This window comes from Streptomyces filipinensis (assembly GCF_014649495.1).
Taxonomy (GTDB): domain Bacteria; phylum Actinomycetota; class Actinomycetes; order Streptomycetales; family Streptomycetaceae; genus Streptomyces; species Streptomyces filipinensis.
Genome location: NZ_BMTD01000012.1, coordinates 109,498 through 123,400 on the forward strand (window position 1 = coordinate 109,498; position 13,903 = coordinate 123,400).

Below are 13,903 nucleotides of genomic sequence, written 5' to 3' on the forward strand. Positions count from 1 at the left end.
TCCGTCGGTCGGTCGCGGCGGGCCGGGACGGCGTCCGCCTGTCGGTTCTCGTCATGACGTCCAACGCTCCGCCGGCGCCGGTTGTTCCCGTGCCGCGCGCGCCCGCCGGGTGAGGGCCGGTCAGGAGTTGCCGAGCGGCAGACCGGGCGGGTTGACCTGCGATGTGGTGACGGCCTCGTCGGAGAGGTGGTAGGCGGCCAGCCACCGGGCGTACTGGCCGCTTCGGATCAGGTGGTTGACGGCGTCCGCGATCGGCTCGGCCAGTCCGCTGTCCTTCTTGGTGGTGGCCGCGATCAGGCCCTGGAGGCTCGCGCCGGCGCCGGAGAACGTGCCCGCGCTGCGGGTCGGGTCGGGCGACCCGGCGGTCTGGGCGACGTGGTAGGCGACCCCGGGGTTGGCCGCGAAGTAGGCGTCGATCCTGCCGCCGGTCAGCGCCAGGTAGGTGGCGTTCTTGCTGGCGTAGTGCTTGACGGTGAGGGTCTTGCCCTCCTTCTTCAGCTTCGCCTGCCACTCCAGGAGGATCTTCTCCTGGTTGGTGCCGTTGTCGACGGCGACCGTCCGGCCGGCGAGGTTCTCGTAGCGGCCGTCGAAGTTCCAGGTGCTCTTCTTCAGCACCTCGAAGCCGACGTTGTCCTTGCGGTAGGAGGCGAAGTCGTACTTCTTCTTGCGTTCCTCGGTGTCGGTGATGTTGGCGAAGCCGACGTCGGCCTTGCCGCTGTCGATGCCGACGAACATGTTCTCCCAGGTGGCGTTGGACACCTGGGGCTTGAGTCCGAGGACGGCCGCGACCAGGCGGCCGAAGTCCGGCTCCGCGCCGGTGAGCGTCTTCTGGTCGCCGCCGATGTAGGCGAGTGGCGGGAAGCCGTCGGGCAGCGCGCCCACCACGATCTTCAGGGTGCCGCTCCTGCGGACCGCGGCGGGCAGTTCGGCGCTGATGGACTTGACCTCGGAGACCTTCAGCGCGGTCTGCCGGGCCGCGCCGTTGGACACCCTGCCCACGGTCACCGTGCCGGCGGTGTCGGTCGTGGTGGCGGCGTCGCTGTCACCCCCGCAGGCGGCGAGCCCGGTGGCGAGGGTGGCGACCGCGGTCGCCGCGGTGATGCCGCGTATCAGGCTGCGTCGGGAGAGCTGGGTGGGCATGGCTGTCCTTGTCGTTCGGGTTCACGGGGGGCGTACGGGCGGTCAGAGGACCTTCGCGAGGAAGTCCCGGGTGCGCGCGTGGCGCGGCGTGTCCAGGACTTCCCGGGGCGGGCCCTGTTCGACGATCCGGCCGCCGTCGATGAAGACGATCCGGTCGGCGACCTCGCGGGCGAAGGCGATCTCGTGGGTGACGATGACCAGGGTGGTGCCGCTGGTGGCGAGGTCCTTGATGACGGAGAGCACCTCGCCGACCAGTTCGGGGTCGAGCGCGGACGTGGGCTCGTCGAAGAGGATGATGCCGGGGCGCAGCGCGAGGGCGCGTGCGATGGCGACCCGCTGCTGCTGTCCGCCGGACAGCTGGCGCGGATAGGCGTCGGTACGGTCGCCGAGGCCGACCCGGGTGAGCAGCTCGCGGGCGCGCTCACGGGCCTCGGGCCGGGCGAGGCGGCCGGTGGCGACGGGCGCGGCGGCGACGTTGTCGAGGACGGTCAGATGCGGGAAGAGGTTGAAGTTCTGGAAGACGAACCCGATGCGGCTGCGCTGGGCCAGGAGTGCGCGTTCGCTCAGCTCCCGGAGCCGTCCGCCGCTGCCGCGCCTGACGCCGATCAGCTCGCCGCCGACGCTGACATGGCCGGCCTCGGGCTTCTCCAGGTGGTTGATGACCCGCAGCAGGGTGGACTTGCCGGAGCCGGACGGGCCGATGACGACGGTGACCTCGCCGGGGCGCACGGTCAGGTCGATGCCGTCGAGCACACGATGGGCGCCGTACCACTTGTGGACGTCGTGGACCTCCAGCGCGGCCGGGGTCGTCTCCAGAGTGCCGTCGGCGGTCATACGGCGGCCTCCCTGCCCGCTCGGGCCCGGAGTGCGGCGAGGCCCGCGCGCGCCTTCTGCAGCGGGGTCGGCGGCAGGGTGCGGGTGGCGCCCCGCGCGAAGTACCGCTCGACGTAGAACTGGACGACGGACACGGCGCTGGTGAGGATCAGGTACCAGACGGTGGCGACCAGCAGCAGCGGCACGATGTCGCCGGGGTAGGTGCTGCCCATGGTCTGCACGGAGCCGAACAGGTCGAGCAGCGACACGTAGAAGACCAGTGAGGTGCTCTTGACCAGGCCGATGAGCTGGTTGACGTAGTTCGGCGTGATGGACCTCAGGGCCTGCGGGAGGACGATCCGGGTGAACTGGTAGCCCCTGGGCAGCCCGAGCGCGGCCGCCGCCTCGTGCTGCCCCTGGTCGACGGAGAGGACGCCGCCGCGGACGACCTCCGCCGCGTACGCCGCCTCGTTGAGGCTGAGCCCGACCACGGCGACGGTCATGTCGGTGGCGAGCTTCGACTCGTCGAAGGTGACGAAGGCGGGGCCGAAGGGGATGCCCAGGCTCAACGTCTTGTACAGGGCCGAGAAGTTGTAGAGGAAGATCAGGACCACGATCAGCGGCACCGAGCGGAACAGCCAGGTGTAGGTCCAGCTCACGGCGCTCAGCACGGGGCTGCCCGACTGCCGTGCGAGGGCCAGCAGGACGCCGCCGAGCAGCCCCAGCACGGCGCTGAGCGCGGCGACTTCGAGGGTGACGAGGAGTCCGTCGAGGACGGCGGGCCGCAGGAACCAGTAGCGGAAGCGGTCCCACTGGTAGAACGGGTTGGTGGCCAGTCCGTGCAGGATCTGCGCGACGACGACGAGGACGGCGGCGGTGGCGATCCACCGGCCGGGCCGGCGCAGCGGCTGAACACGCTGTGCGGCAGGCGGTTTTGACGGAGTGTCGGCGAGCGGCGCCTCGGCGAGGGAGACGGCGGCGCCTGGGGGTTCACTCATGGCGGGCTCCGGCGGATTCGGACACCCCGGGACCGCGGCGGGCCGGTGCGGGCCGCGACGGCGCTACGGCACGAGGCGGCGCACGGCGGCGCGCGGGAACCGGGGGCTGGGCGGGCGACGGCACAGCGCGGGATCGGTGTGCCTGAGGGACGCGGGGCTGACGGAGGCGCGGGCCGCGAAGGGCGCGGGCGGGACGGGGAGCTCAGCCCCGGCAGCGGGCACAGCCCGGCGCGGTGGTACACAGAGCGCTGTTGACGCGGAGCAGATCGACGGCGCGGTCGGCGACGAGGAGCCCGGCGTACGACCGTACGCGGCCCTGGGGGCGGCTCAGGGCCGTCCTGGGAGCTGCGTGCATGGCGTCACCTGTCACTGTCCGGCCCCGCGGGGCCCTCGCGCTTACCGAAAACGTCTGTTCCGGTCCGGTCCTCACCTGGGGCACCCCACCGCGATGCGAGGGTTGCCGGTCAGCGAGCCAGGGCTTGGCGCTGACGCTCATGACCGTTCTGAGCCGTAAGTAAGTCAGCCGTCCGTCCGAATGTCAACGGCCGTCCGCCCACTGGACATCATCTGACCGCTCTCACCTGCGGGAAGTACCCCCGGCATCCGCGGCGTGGCCCGCCCAGTCCAGGATCTGGACAGCGGCTCCGGCAGCTTCCAGACCCCTGCAACGGCCGTGGTGCCGACGGGAGATGCCGTCGAGGTCGAGGTGGCGGCCGAAGGCCGGGTGGGCGGCGAGCCGGCGGGCGTAGGCCCACAGGGCGCCGTGGCCGGCGATGCGGTGCACGGCGCAGGCGTCCAGGTGACAGCGGTGGACGGTGTCCAACTGCACCAGCGCCGCCCACAGTTCCACGTCGGCCGCGGTGAGCCGGTCGTCGACCAGGTACTCCTCACCGGCCAGCCGGTTCTCCAGCCGGCCCAGGGTGTCGAGGAGCACGTCGAGGGCGGCGGCCCGCTCGGCCGGGTCGCCGCCGGCCTGCCCGGCGCGCTGCGCGGCCTCCTCGACCCCTTCGGAGCACATCCGCTCGGCGGCCTCGATCACCGACTCCAGGCCGCGGGGGTAGAGGGAGACCCGCCCCTCGTGCGGGAAGCGGTCGAGGTCGCGCAGGATGTCGGGGGCGTGGGTACTGACGATCCGGCCGGACCAGTCGTCGCTGAGCACGGGTCCGAGAGCGGGGCCGGTGTAGTGGTGGGCGCTCGCCTCGTACAGCGGGCGCAGCGCGGAGTGACCGCCGCCGGGACAGTCGGGGACGGCGGGCAGGAGGCTGACCGGACAGCCGTCGTCGAGGCCGAGGAGGCTGTGGCCGACGGCGAGGCGCAGTCCGTCGGGGCAGGCGGTGGACAGATGGAGCCGGTAGCGGTGCGGCACGGCGTGGTGGCCGCTGCGCGCGTCCCGCCCGAGCCGGCCGCGGAAGACGGGGGCGGCGCGGTGGACGGGCGGGACGGCGGCGAGCTGGGTGATGGACATGCGTCTCCCCGGGTCGTGGGCATGCGAAGGTGCGCGCCGGCGAGCGGCACGGGGCCGGTGGGCGCCAGGGGCCCCGGCTCAGCGGTGGAGGCTGATGGCGCTGCAGACGCGCAGCAGATCGATGTGACGGCGGGAGGTGAGCAGGGGGGCGCGCAGCGGTGTACGGCCCTTTCGGCCGGTGACCGCTTCGAGGCGCCTCATGATTTCCTACCTGTTCACTAGGATTCCCTGACTGGAGTGTCGATCCGGCTCAAGTCGGCGTCAAGGGGGCGTCCACGCCTGGAAACAGGTGTCGTGTGCGGCGCCGGTCGGGCGGAGTCGGGGCCCCATGTCTTCCGAGGTCTCCTCAGAACCAGCGCCATGTGACATAGTACTGACGTGCCGAAGCGACTGACCTGCGACGTCGTGGTCGTAGGAGCCGGAATGGTAGGCGCGGCCTGCGCGTGGTACGCCGCGCGGGCCGGCCTCGACGTACGAGTGGTGGACCGGGGCCCGGTGGCCGGCGGCACCACCGGGGCGGGTGAGGGCAACCTGCTGGTCTCCGACAAGGAACCCGGCCCCGAGCTCGATCTCGCCCTGCTGTCCGCCCGGTTGTGGGCACAGCTGGGCGACGAACTGGGCACGGCGTTCGAATACGAACCCAAGGGCGGCCTGGTCGTCGCCGCCACCCCGGACGCCCTCACCGCGCTGCACGCGTTCGCCGACGGCCAGCGGTCCGCCGGAGTCGTGGCGGACCCGGTCCGCGCGGACCAACTCCCTTCCCTGGAACCCCACCTGGCCACCGGCCAGGCGGGCGGCGTGTTCTATCCGCAGGACGCCCAGGTCATGCCCGCCCTCGCCGCCGCCCATCTGCTCCGCGCCTCCGGCGCCCGTCTGCACACCGGCCGGACCGTGACCGGCGTGCTGCGCACGGCCGACGGCACGGTGGCCGGGGTGCGCACCGACCGCGGCGACCTGCACGCACCGGCGGTGGTGAACGCGGCCGGCACCTGGGGCGGCGACCTCGCGGCGCTCGCCGGCGTCCGGCTGCCGGTGCTCCCCCGGCGCGGCTTCGTCCTGGTCACCGAGCCGCTGCCGCGGACGGTCCGGCACAAGGTGTACGCCGCGGACTACGTGGCCGACGTCGCCAGCGACTCGGCCGCCCTGCGCACCTCCCCGGTGGTGGAGGGCACGGCCGCCGGACCGGTGCTGATCGGTGCCAGCCGGGAGCGGGTCGGCTTCGACCGCTCACTGTCGCTCGCGGCGGTACGGGCGCTCGCGGCCGGGGCGATCGGACTGTTCCCGTTCCTGGAGCGGGTGCGCGCGCTGCGCACGTACGCGGGCTTTCGGCCGTACCTGCCCGACCACCTTCCGGCGATCGGCCCCGACCCCCGCGCGCCGGGCCTCTTCCACGCGTGCGGGCACGAGGGCGCCGGCATCGGACTGGCCGTCGGCACCGGGCAGTTGATCGCGCAGCGACTCACCGGGAAGACACCGGAGCTGGATCTCACGCCGTTCCGTCCGGAGCGGTTCGAGTCCTGTGAGGAACACGAGACCTCCGGGGACTCCGAGGACTTCAAGGACCACGACACCGACGGAGGCGACACGCCGTGAACCCCCTGGAGCTGGCCCGGGCCCGGCCGGACGAGGCCTTCACCGTCACCTTCGACGGCCGCCCCCTCGCCGTCCTGCCCGGGCAGACGGCCGCGGCGGCGCTGTGGGCGGCGGGCGTCACGGCCTGGCGCAGCACCCGCGGCACCGGCCGGCCCCGCGGCGTCTTCTGCGGGATCGGGGTGTGCTTCGACTGCCTGGTGACGGTCAACGGCCGGGCGAACCAGCGGGCCTGCCTGGTGCCGCTGCGGCCGGGCGACGAGATCCGCACACAGGAGGGGACGGGACGGGACCATGAGTGAGCGAGCGCACCTCGCCGTCGTCGGGGCGGGCCCGGCGGGACTCGCCGGGGCCCTGGCGGCCGCCGCCAGGGGCGTGCGGGTCACCCTCGTGGACGCGGCCGAGCAGGCCGGCGGCCAGTTCTACCGGCAGCCCGCCCGTGCCCTCGGCGCCCGCCGCCCCGAGGCCCTGCACCACCAGTGGCGTACCTGGGAACGGCTGCGGGACGGCATCGACCGGCACCTCACCGCCGGGCGTGTCACCCATCTGACCGGTCATCATGTCTGGTGCGTGCAGCGGGAGCCGGACTCCTTCACGGTGCACGCCCTGCGGGGCCCCGCACAGGAGGAGGGGGTCACCGTCCGCGCCGACGCCGTACTGCTCGCCACCGGCGGCTACGAGCGCGTCCTCCCCTTTCCCGGCTGGACACTTCCCGGCGTCGTGACGGCGGGCGGCGCACAGGCCATGCTCAAGGGCGGCCTGGTGCTGCCCGGCCGCACGGTCGTGGTGGCCGGTACCGGGCCGCTGCTGCTGCCGGTGGCCACGGGGCTCGCCGCGGCGGGCGCGCGCGTGGCCGCGCTGGTGGAGTCCGCCGGCCCCGGGGCCCTGCTGCGCCGCGCGCCGGCCCTCGCCGCGGAGCCCGGCAAGCTCGCCGAAGGCGCCTGGTACGCGGGGCGGTTGCTGCGGCACGGGGTGCGTACGCTGTCCCGGCACACCGTGGTGGAGGCGCACGGCACCGACCGGCTGGAGGCGGTCACGGTCGCCGCACTGGCGCGCGACGGGCGGACCCGGCCCGGCAGCGCGCGCCGCATCCCGTGTGACACCCTCGCCGTCGGACACGGCATGCTGCCGCACACCGACCTCGCCGAGACCCTCGGCTGCACCCTGACCGGCACGGCCGTACGGGTCGACGAGGAGCAGCGCACCGACGTACCCGGGGTCTGGGCCGCCGGGGAGAGCACCGGTATCGGCGGGGCGGCCCTGGCGCTCGCCGAGGGCCATATCGCCGGCCGCTCGATCGCCGCCCGCCTGTACGGCGCCGTCCCCGACCCGCGGTCCTGGGCCGCGGCCGCCCGGGCCAGGGCCCGGCAGCGGGCGTTCTTCGCGGCACTCGACCCGGTGTACGCCCCACCCGCGGGCTGGGCGGACCGGATCACGGACGACACGGTGGTGTGCCGGTGCGAGGAGGTCACCGCCGGCCAGGTCCGTACGGCTGCCGGCCCGCTCGGCGCGGGCGACCTGCGCACCGTGAAGCTGCTGACGCGGGCCGGCATGGGCTGGTGCCAGGGCCGCGTGTGCGCGCCCGCGGTGGCCGGCCTGACCGGATGCCCGCTCACCCCCGGCCGCCGGCCGTTCGCCCGCCCGGTTCCGCTCGGCGTCCTGGCCGAGCTGCCGGACGCCTGACCGACCGCACCGCACCGAGACCGGAGCCGAAGCCGGACGGGCTCCTGTCCAGAAGGCACACCACCCAGTAATATGTCACACGTCATAGAGGGGGATCACCCATGACCCACGCACCGAACCGTCCCTGGCGGGGCGTCCTCGTCGCCACGGCCCTGCCCCTGCGCGAGGATCTCTCGGTCGACCACGACCGCTATGCGGAGCACTGCGCCTGGCTGGTCGCGAACGGCTGCGACGGCGTCGTACCGAACGGCTCGCTGGGCGAGTACCAGGTGCTCAGCCCCGACGAGCGCGCCCGCGTGGTGGAGACGGCCGTGGCCGCGATCGGCGGCGAGCGGGTGATGCCGGGGGTCGCCGCCTACGGCTCGGCCGAGGCCCGGCGCTGGGCCGAGCAGGCCGGTGCGGCCGGCTGCGGGTCCGTGATGCTGCTGCCGCCCAACGCCTACCGCGCCGACGAGCACTCGGTCCTCGCCCACTACGCCGAGGTGGCGCGCGCGGGGCTTCCGGTGGTGGCGTACAACAACCCGATCGACACCAAGGTCGACCTGGTGCCCGAGCTCCTCGCCCGGCTGCACGGCGAGGGACACATCCACGGCGTCAAGGAGTTCTCCGGCGACGTCCGCCGCGCCTACCGCATCGCCGAACTCGCCCCGGAGCTGGATCTGTTGGCCGGCGCCGACGACGTCCTGCTGGAACTGGCGGTGGCGGGAGCCAAGGGCTGGGTGGCCGGCTACCCGAACGCTCTCCCGCGCGCCTCGGTGGAGCTGTACCGTGCCGCGGCCGCCGGGGACCTCGGCACCGCGCTGCCCCTGTACCGGCAGTTGCACCCGCTGCTGCGCTGGGACTCGAAGGTCGAGTTCGTCCAGGTGATCAAGCTGTCGATGGACGTCGTCGGCCGGTACGGCGGCCCGGTGCGCCCGCCCCGCGTGCCGCTGGCGCCCGAGCAGGAGGCCGCGGTCCGGGCGGCCACCGAGAAGGCCGTCGCCGCCGGTCTCGCCCAGGGAGTCTGACCATGCGCAGCAAGCTCGTCCTGCACGCCGTCGACTCGCACACCGAGGGCATGCCGACCCGGGTGGTCACCGGCGGGATCGGCACCGTACCGGGCGCGACGATGAACGAGCGGCGGCTGTACTTCCGCGAACACCGCGACCCCCTCAAGCGGTTGCTGATGAACGAGCCGCGCGGCCACGCGGCGATGAGCGGCGCGATCCTGCAGCCGCCGACCCGGCCCGACTGCGACTGGGGTGTCCTCTACATCGAGGTCTCCGGCTGTCTGCCGATGTGCGGGCACGGCACCATCGGGGTCGCCACGGTGCTGGTGGAGACCGGCATGGTGGACGTCGTGGAACCGGTGACCACCATCCGGCTGGACACCCCCGCCGGGCCGGTGGTCGCCGAGGTGGCGGTGGAGGACGGCGCCGCGCGGAACGTGACCCTGAGGAACGTGCCGTCGTTCGCCGTCGGCCTGGACCGCACGATCACCCTGCCCGACGGCCGCACGGTCACCTACGACCTCGCCTACGGCGGCAACTTCTACGCGATCCTGCCGCTCGACGCCTTCGGACTGCCCTTCGACCGCGCCCGCAAGGACGACATCCTCGCGGCCGGTCTGACGCTGATGGACGCGATCAACGCCGAGGCGGAACCGGTGCACCCCGAGGACCCCTCCATCCACGGCTGCCACCACGTCCACCTCTACGCACCGGGCGCCACCGCCCGCCGCTCGCGCCACGCCATGGTCATCCACCCGGGCTGGTTCGACCGTTCCCCGTGCGGCACGGGCACGAGCGCGCGCATGGCGCAACTGCACGCACGCGGCGAACTGCCCCTGCACACCGAGTTCGTGAACGAGTCGTTCATCGGCACCCGCTTCACCGGACGGCTGCTGGGCACGACGGAGGTCGCCGGCCGCCCGGCGGTCCTGCCCAGCTTCACCGGGCGGGCGTGGATCACCGGCACCGCCCAGTACCTCCTCGATCCCACCGACCCCTTCCCGGAGGGCTTCGTCCTGTAGAGCGTCCTCTAGACTCACCCCGGTGATGCGTGACATGGCACAGAACACGCGGGGCACGGAGATGCCCGCACTCCCCCGGCTGGGCGGCCGGCGCAGCAGTTACCGCGAGCGGGTCGCCGACGCGCTGCGCGCCGCGCTGATCGCGGGGGAGCTGCGGCCCGGCGAGGTGTACTCCGCGCCCTCGCTCGCCGCCCGCTTCGGCGTCTCCGCGACGCCGGTGCGCGAGGCGATGCTGGACCTGGCCAAGGAGGGCCTGGTCGACACCGTGCCGAACAAGGGTTTCCGGGTCACCGCGGTCTCCGACCAGCAGCTGGACGAGTACACGCACATCCGCGCCCTCATCGAGATCCCGACCGTGGTCGAGCTGGCCCGCACCGCCGACCGCGTCTCGCTGGAGGCGCTGCGCCCGGCGGCCCGGGAGATCGTCACCGCGGCGGTGGCGGGCGACCTGATCGCCTACGTCGAGGCCGACACCCGCTTCCACCTCGGCCTGCTGGCCCTCGCGGGCAACGCCCACCTGGTCGAGGTGGTGGCCGACCTGCGGGGCCGCTCCCGCCTGTACGGCCTGACGGCCCTGGTGGAGGCCGGCCGGCTGCTCGCCTCCGCCGAGGAACACCTGGAACTCCTCGACGCCCTGCTGGAGCGGGACGGGAAGGCCGTCCACGCGATCATGACCCGGCACCTGGGGCATGTGCGCAGCCTGTGGGCCTCCGGCGAGCCCGGCCACGGGGCCTAGAGCGTGTCCGATGAGTCATGTGACCGGCGGTTGGCGAAATCGTTCCGGCTGGTGTGGGGCGGGGCGATCTCTCTGACGCGCAGTGGGCTCGGTTGGAGCCGCACCTTCCGAAGAACGTGGGACGGGGCGGGCGGTGGAAGTGTCACCGCAAGGTGATCAACGGCATTCTCTTCCGCCAGCGCACCGGCATCCCCTGGCGCGACCTGCCGACGCGCTTCGGGAAGTGGAAGACCTGCCACGACCGGCATCGGCGCTGGGCGGCGGACGGCACCTGGGAGAACGTGCTGCGTGCCGTCCAGACCGACGCCGACGCCGAGGAACGTATCGACTGGAGCATGGTCGGCATTGACTCGACGACCTGCCGGGCCCATCAGCATGCCCCCGGGGCTCGAGGGTGTCCGCCGCGAATTCCAAGGAAACGGATCCTGCCCGCTCAGCATCGCCCCGACGAGGCTCTCGGCCGGTCCAGGGGAGGTCTGACCACGAAAATTCATCTCGTCGGAGACGGCGGCTGTCGGCCCCTGGCGGTGCTGATCACGCCAGGGCAGTGGGGCGACGCACCTCAGTTGATCCCGGTCCTTGAGCGCGTTCGCGTACCACGGCCGGGTGGCGGTCACCCGCGCACCCGGCCGGATCACCTCAGCGGCGATAAGGCGTACTCGTGCCGTAACCGCCGGTACCTGCGCAGGCGCCGGATCAAGCACACCATCCCCGAACCGAGGAACCAGCGGGCCAACAGACAGCACCGTGGCAGCCGGGGCGGTCGGCCCACCGGCTTCGACAAGTCGCTCTACAAGCGCAGGAATGAAGTCGAGCGAACGATCAACGCCCTCAAGGGCTTCCGTGCCACAGCCAGCCGCTTCGATATGAGGGCATACATCTTCCACGGCACCGTGACCGTCGCAGCCATTCGCCTCTGGCTGCGCTCATGACCCGCCGCACGGCCCTCAGGCGCGTGCGGTCAGCTCAGCCGGGCATCGGCGTACACGGTCATCGCATCGCGCTGGTAGACGGCGAGACCTTCGGCGATCTTGTCGAAGTTTGCCCGCATCTGCGGGTCGTCGACATAGGTCTGGCCCACTCCCTTGTACGCGGCCGCGTTCGGGGTCCAGAACCGGCAGATCTGCTGGTAGTTGGCGTCCACCTCGGCCTGTACCGCGGGGTCGGAGACCGGCGTGCCGGCCACCATGAACTCCGCCATACGGATCATCTGCGCCGTCACCTCACGCTGCCAGCGCTCCGTGTCCTCGGAGGTCATCGCCTCGACTGCCTGCCGGGACTGCTCCCATGCCTGCGGCCACCGCTCCCGTACCTCGGCCTCGGCCTCGGAGGACGCCTGGAACCCCTCGAACAGGTTCTCCGGCTTGTTGATCTTGGTCATCTTCCCGTTGTCCCTACCTTCTTCCAGTTCGGCGATGGTGCGGCCGACCGTACGGGCCAGCGTCTCCAGCCGATCCCGTCCCGCGAGCAGCCGTTGGTGGTGTTCACGGAGCACAGCCACCTGGTCGAGCTGGCTGTCCAGGACCGCCTGGATGTCGCGCAGCCCCAGGTCCAGCTCCCGCATCAGCAGGATCTGCTGCAACCGCAGCAGATCGGCCTCCTCGTAGTAGCGGTGCCCGTTGCTTCCGATCCATGCGGGCGGCAGCAGGCCGATCTCGTCGTAGTGCCGCAGCGTCCGCGATGTCACCTTGGACATCCGAGCCACCTCCGCGATCGACCAGGCCATGCCGGTGCCTCCCTCGCCGGGCCGGTCTCTCCGGCCACACACATGACCGTAGAAGTTGCCGCAACGGAAAGCGCAAGCCCGAAACCCTGTTGGACAGACACCAGGGCCTGACCCGTCGGACAGGCCGTAGCGCCGCACCGCGTCCGAGCCGCGTAGCCGCGTCCGAGCCACGGGACATTTCACTGCCCACAGGCCGCGACAGTGCACTTTTTGCGGGATCGGCGGGGTCGGACGGCACATGAAACGGCGATTTGCGGCGGATGGGCACGTCCCCGACCATGGGCTGCGTCCCGGCGATCCTGGGACGTCTGTTCGATGAGAGGTCCACCCCCCATGCACGTCACCGGAACCGTCCCCCCGTCGGCTCCGGCCCCTTCGGAGAGCCCCGAGGCTCCCACAGCGGGCACCCACGGCGGCACCAGCAAGCACGCCCGCCGCTTCGGACTGCCGGTCGCGACCGCGCTGGTCATGGGCAACATCATCGGCGGCGGCATCTTCCTGCTGCCCGCCTCCATCGCCCCCTACGGCACGGTCAGCCTGGTCGCCTTCGCCGTGCTGACCGTCGGCGCGATCGCGCTGGCCCTGGTCTTCGGCCGGCTCGCCGCGCGCGATCCCCGTACCGGCGGCCCGTACGTCTACGCGCGCGAGGCCTTCGGTGACTTCGCGGGCTTCCTCGCCGCCTGGTCCTACTGGATCACCACCTGGGTCTCGAACGCGGCGCTCGCCGTCGCCGCCGTCGGCTACCTGGACGTACTGATCCCGGTCAACGACCACCGGTGGACCGCCTGCCTGGCCGCCCTGGCCCTGCAGTGGCTGCCCGCCCTCGCCAACTTCGCCGGCACCCGGTACGTGGGCGCCGTCCAGCTCGTGTCGACGGTGCTGAAGTTCGTGCCGCTGCTGCTCGTCGCGGTCGGCGGTCTGTTCTTCTTCGACCCCTCCCGGCTCGGGCCCTTCAACGCCAGCGGTCACAGCGCCGTCGGCGCCGTCTCCGCCTCCGCCGCGCTGCTGCTCTTCTCCTACCTCGGTGTGGAGTCCGCCGCGGTCAGCGCCGGCGAGGTCAAGAACGCCCGCCGCAACGTGGGGCGCGCCACCGTCATCGGCACCGCGGGCGCCGCGCTGGTCTATCTCCTGGGCACGCTGTCCGTCTTCGGTACGGTCGCGCACCACCGGCTGATGACCTCCACGGCCCCCTTCTCCGACGCCGTGAACACGATGTTCGGCGGCAGCTGGGGCGGTACGGCGGTGGCGCTGGCGGCGCTGGTGTCGATGACCGGCTGCCTGAACGGCTGGACGCTGCTGAGCGCCCAGACCCCGTACGCCGCGGCCAAGGACGGCCTGTTCCCGGCCGCCTTCGCCCGCCGCCGGCGGGGCGTGCCGACGGTCGGCGTCGCCGTCACGGTCGTCCTCTCCTCCCTCCTGACCGCGTACAACTACCTGTCGGGCTCGGCGAAGATGTTCGACGTCCTGGTCCTCGTGACCACGTTCACCGCGACCGTGCCGTACCTGCTGGCGGCGGCAGCGCAGATCTTCCACCTGGTCTCCGGAAAGTCCGTGGACCGCGCGCGTCTGGTGCGGGACTCGCTGATCAGCGCCGTCGCGGCGGCCTTCTCCCTCTGGCTGATGGCCGGCGCCGGCTACGCGGCGGTGTACCAGGGCGCGCTGTTCCTGTTCGCCGGCGTCGTCGTCCACGCGGTGCTGGCGGCCCGGCAGCGGCGCAGGTCTGCCGGGACACCCGCGTAAT

At 72.6% G+C, this 13,903-nt stretch carries 15 protein-coding genes and 1 riboswitch; of the genes, 8 read left to right on the forward strand and 7 right to left on the reverse strand.

Translation table 11 applies throughout. The features are described 5' to 3' along the window. Nucleotides 1-120 precede the first annotated feature (120 nt). The 6 genes from IE244_RS25565 to IE244_RS42865 form a co-directional block, all read right to left on the reverse strand. Nucleotides 121-1,140 carry an ABC transporter substrate-binding protein gene (locus IE244_RS25565; protein WP_191875915.1) on the reverse strand — a complete coding sequence of 340 codons (1,020 nt, stop codon included), beginning with the start codon at nt 1,138-1,140 and terminating at the stop codon, nt 121-123. 42 nt (nt 1,141-1,182) lie between these two features. Continuing rightward, nucleotides 1,183-1,974 carry an amino acid ABC transporter ATP-binding protein gene (locus IE244_RS25570; protein WP_191875916.1) on the reverse strand — a complete coding sequence of 264 codons (792 nt, stop codon included), beginning with the start codon at nt 1,972-1,974 and terminating at the stop codon, nt 1,183-1,185. Further along, nucleotides 1,971-2,951, reverse strand: a complete 981-nt coding sequence (locus IE244_RS25575) for an amino acid ABC transporter permease (RefSeq protein ID WP_191875917.1) — start codon at nt 2,949-2,951, stop codon at nt 1,971-1,973. Before IE244_RS25575 ends, IE244_RS25570 begins: the two co-directional genes overlap by 4 nt. A gap of 202 nt (nt 2,952-3,153) precedes the next feature. Then, nucleotides 3,154-3,306 (reverse strand): hypothetical protein, encoded by a 153-nt coding sequence (locus IE244_RS25580; RefSeq protein WP_191875918.1) that lies wholly within the window; start codon nt 3,304-3,306, stop codon nt 3,154-3,156. A gap of 32 nt (nt 3,307-3,338) precedes the next feature. Further along, nucleotides 3,339-3,451: riboswitch (SAM riboswitch) on the reverse strand. 77 nt (nt 3,452-3,528) lie between these two features. Next, the gene (locus tag IE244_RS25585; RefSeq protein ID WP_191875919.1) at nt 3,529-4,416 is read right to left on the reverse strand and encodes a glutathione S-transferase C-terminal domain-containing protein; all 888 of its coding nucleotides are present in this window, start codon (nt 4,414-4,416) and stop codon (nt 3,529-3,531) included. Nucleotides 4,417-4,494: 78 nt separating this feature from the next. After that, on the reverse strand, nt 4,495-4,617 hold the full coding sequence (locus IE244_RS42865) for a putative leader peptide (protein ID WP_268252913.1): 123 nt from the start codon (nt 4,615-4,617) through the stop codon (nt 4,495-4,497). 177 nt (nt 4,618-4,794) lie between these two features. Here IE244_RS42865 and IE244_RS25590 point away from each other — a divergent pair, with 177 nt between their 5' ends. The 7 genes from IE244_RS25590 to IE244_RS25620 all read left to right on the forward strand — a co-directional run bounded on the left by IE244_RS25590 (nt 4,795) and on the right by IE244_RS25620 (nt 11,368). Beyond that, the gene (locus IE244_RS25590; protein ID WP_191875920.1) at nt 4,795-6,009 is read left to right on the forward strand and encodes an NAD(P)/FAD-dependent oxidoreductase; all 1,215 of its coding nucleotides are present in this window, start codon (nt 4,795-4,797) and stop codon (nt 6,007-6,009) included. Continuing rightward, a complete protein-coding gene (locus IE244_RS25595) occupies nt 6,006-6,308 on the forward strand; it encodes a (2Fe-2S)-binding protein (RefSeq protein WP_191875921.1) in 303 nt (100 codons plus the stop codon). Before IE244_RS25590 ends, IE244_RS25595 begins: the two co-directional genes overlap by 4 nt. After that, entirely contained in the window at nt 6,301-7,689 is a 1,389-nt protein-coding gene (locus IE244_RS25600; RefSeq protein WP_191875922.1) for an NAD(P)/FAD-dependent oxidoreductase, read from the forward strand. The genes IE244_RS25595 and IE244_RS25600 overlap by 8 nt, the downstream gene beginning before the upstream one ends. A gap of 101 nt (nt 7,690-7,790) precedes the next feature. Next, entirely contained in the window at nt 7,791-8,696 is a 906-nt protein-coding gene (locus IE244_RS25605; RefSeq protein WP_191875923.1) for a dihydrodipicolinate synthase family protein, read from the forward strand. 2 nt (nt 8,697-8,698) lie between these two features. Then, entirely contained in the window at nt 8,699-9,700 is a 1,002-nt protein-coding gene (locus IE244_RS25610; protein ID WP_191875924.1) for a proline racemase family protein, read from the forward strand. Between the two features lie 25 nt (nt 9,701-9,725). Next, the gene (locus tag IE244_RS25615) at nt 9,726-10,436 is read left to right on the forward strand and encodes a GntR family transcriptional regulator (protein ID WP_191875925.1); all 711 of its coding nucleotides are present in this window, start codon (nt 9,726-9,728) and stop codon (nt 10,434-10,436) included. A 53-nt stretch (nt 10,437-10,489) separates the two neighbouring features. Then, complete coding sequence (locus tag IE244_RS25620) at nt 10,490-11,368, forward strand: IS5 family transposase (protein WP_191875926.1); 879 nt, start codon at nt 10,490-10,492, stop codon at nt 11,366-11,368. Between the two features lie 29 nt (nt 11,369-11,397). Here IE244_RS25620 and IE244_RS25625 read toward each other — a convergent pair whose 3' ends face one another. Beyond that, complete coding sequence (locus tag IE244_RS25625) at nt 11,398-12,162, reverse strand: MerR family transcriptional regulator (protein WP_191875927.1); 765 nt, start codon at nt 12,160-12,162, stop codon at nt 11,398-11,400. Nucleotides 12,163-12,495: 333 nt separating this feature from the next. Here IE244_RS25625 and IE244_RS25630 point away from each other — a divergent pair, with 333 nt between their 5' ends. Continuing rightward, nucleotides 12,496-13,902, forward strand: a complete 1,407-nt coding sequence (locus IE244_RS25630) for an amino acid permease (RefSeq protein ID WP_191875928.1) — start codon at nt 12,496-12,498, stop codon at nt 13,900-13,902. Nucleotide 13,903 lies beyond the last annotated feature (1 nt).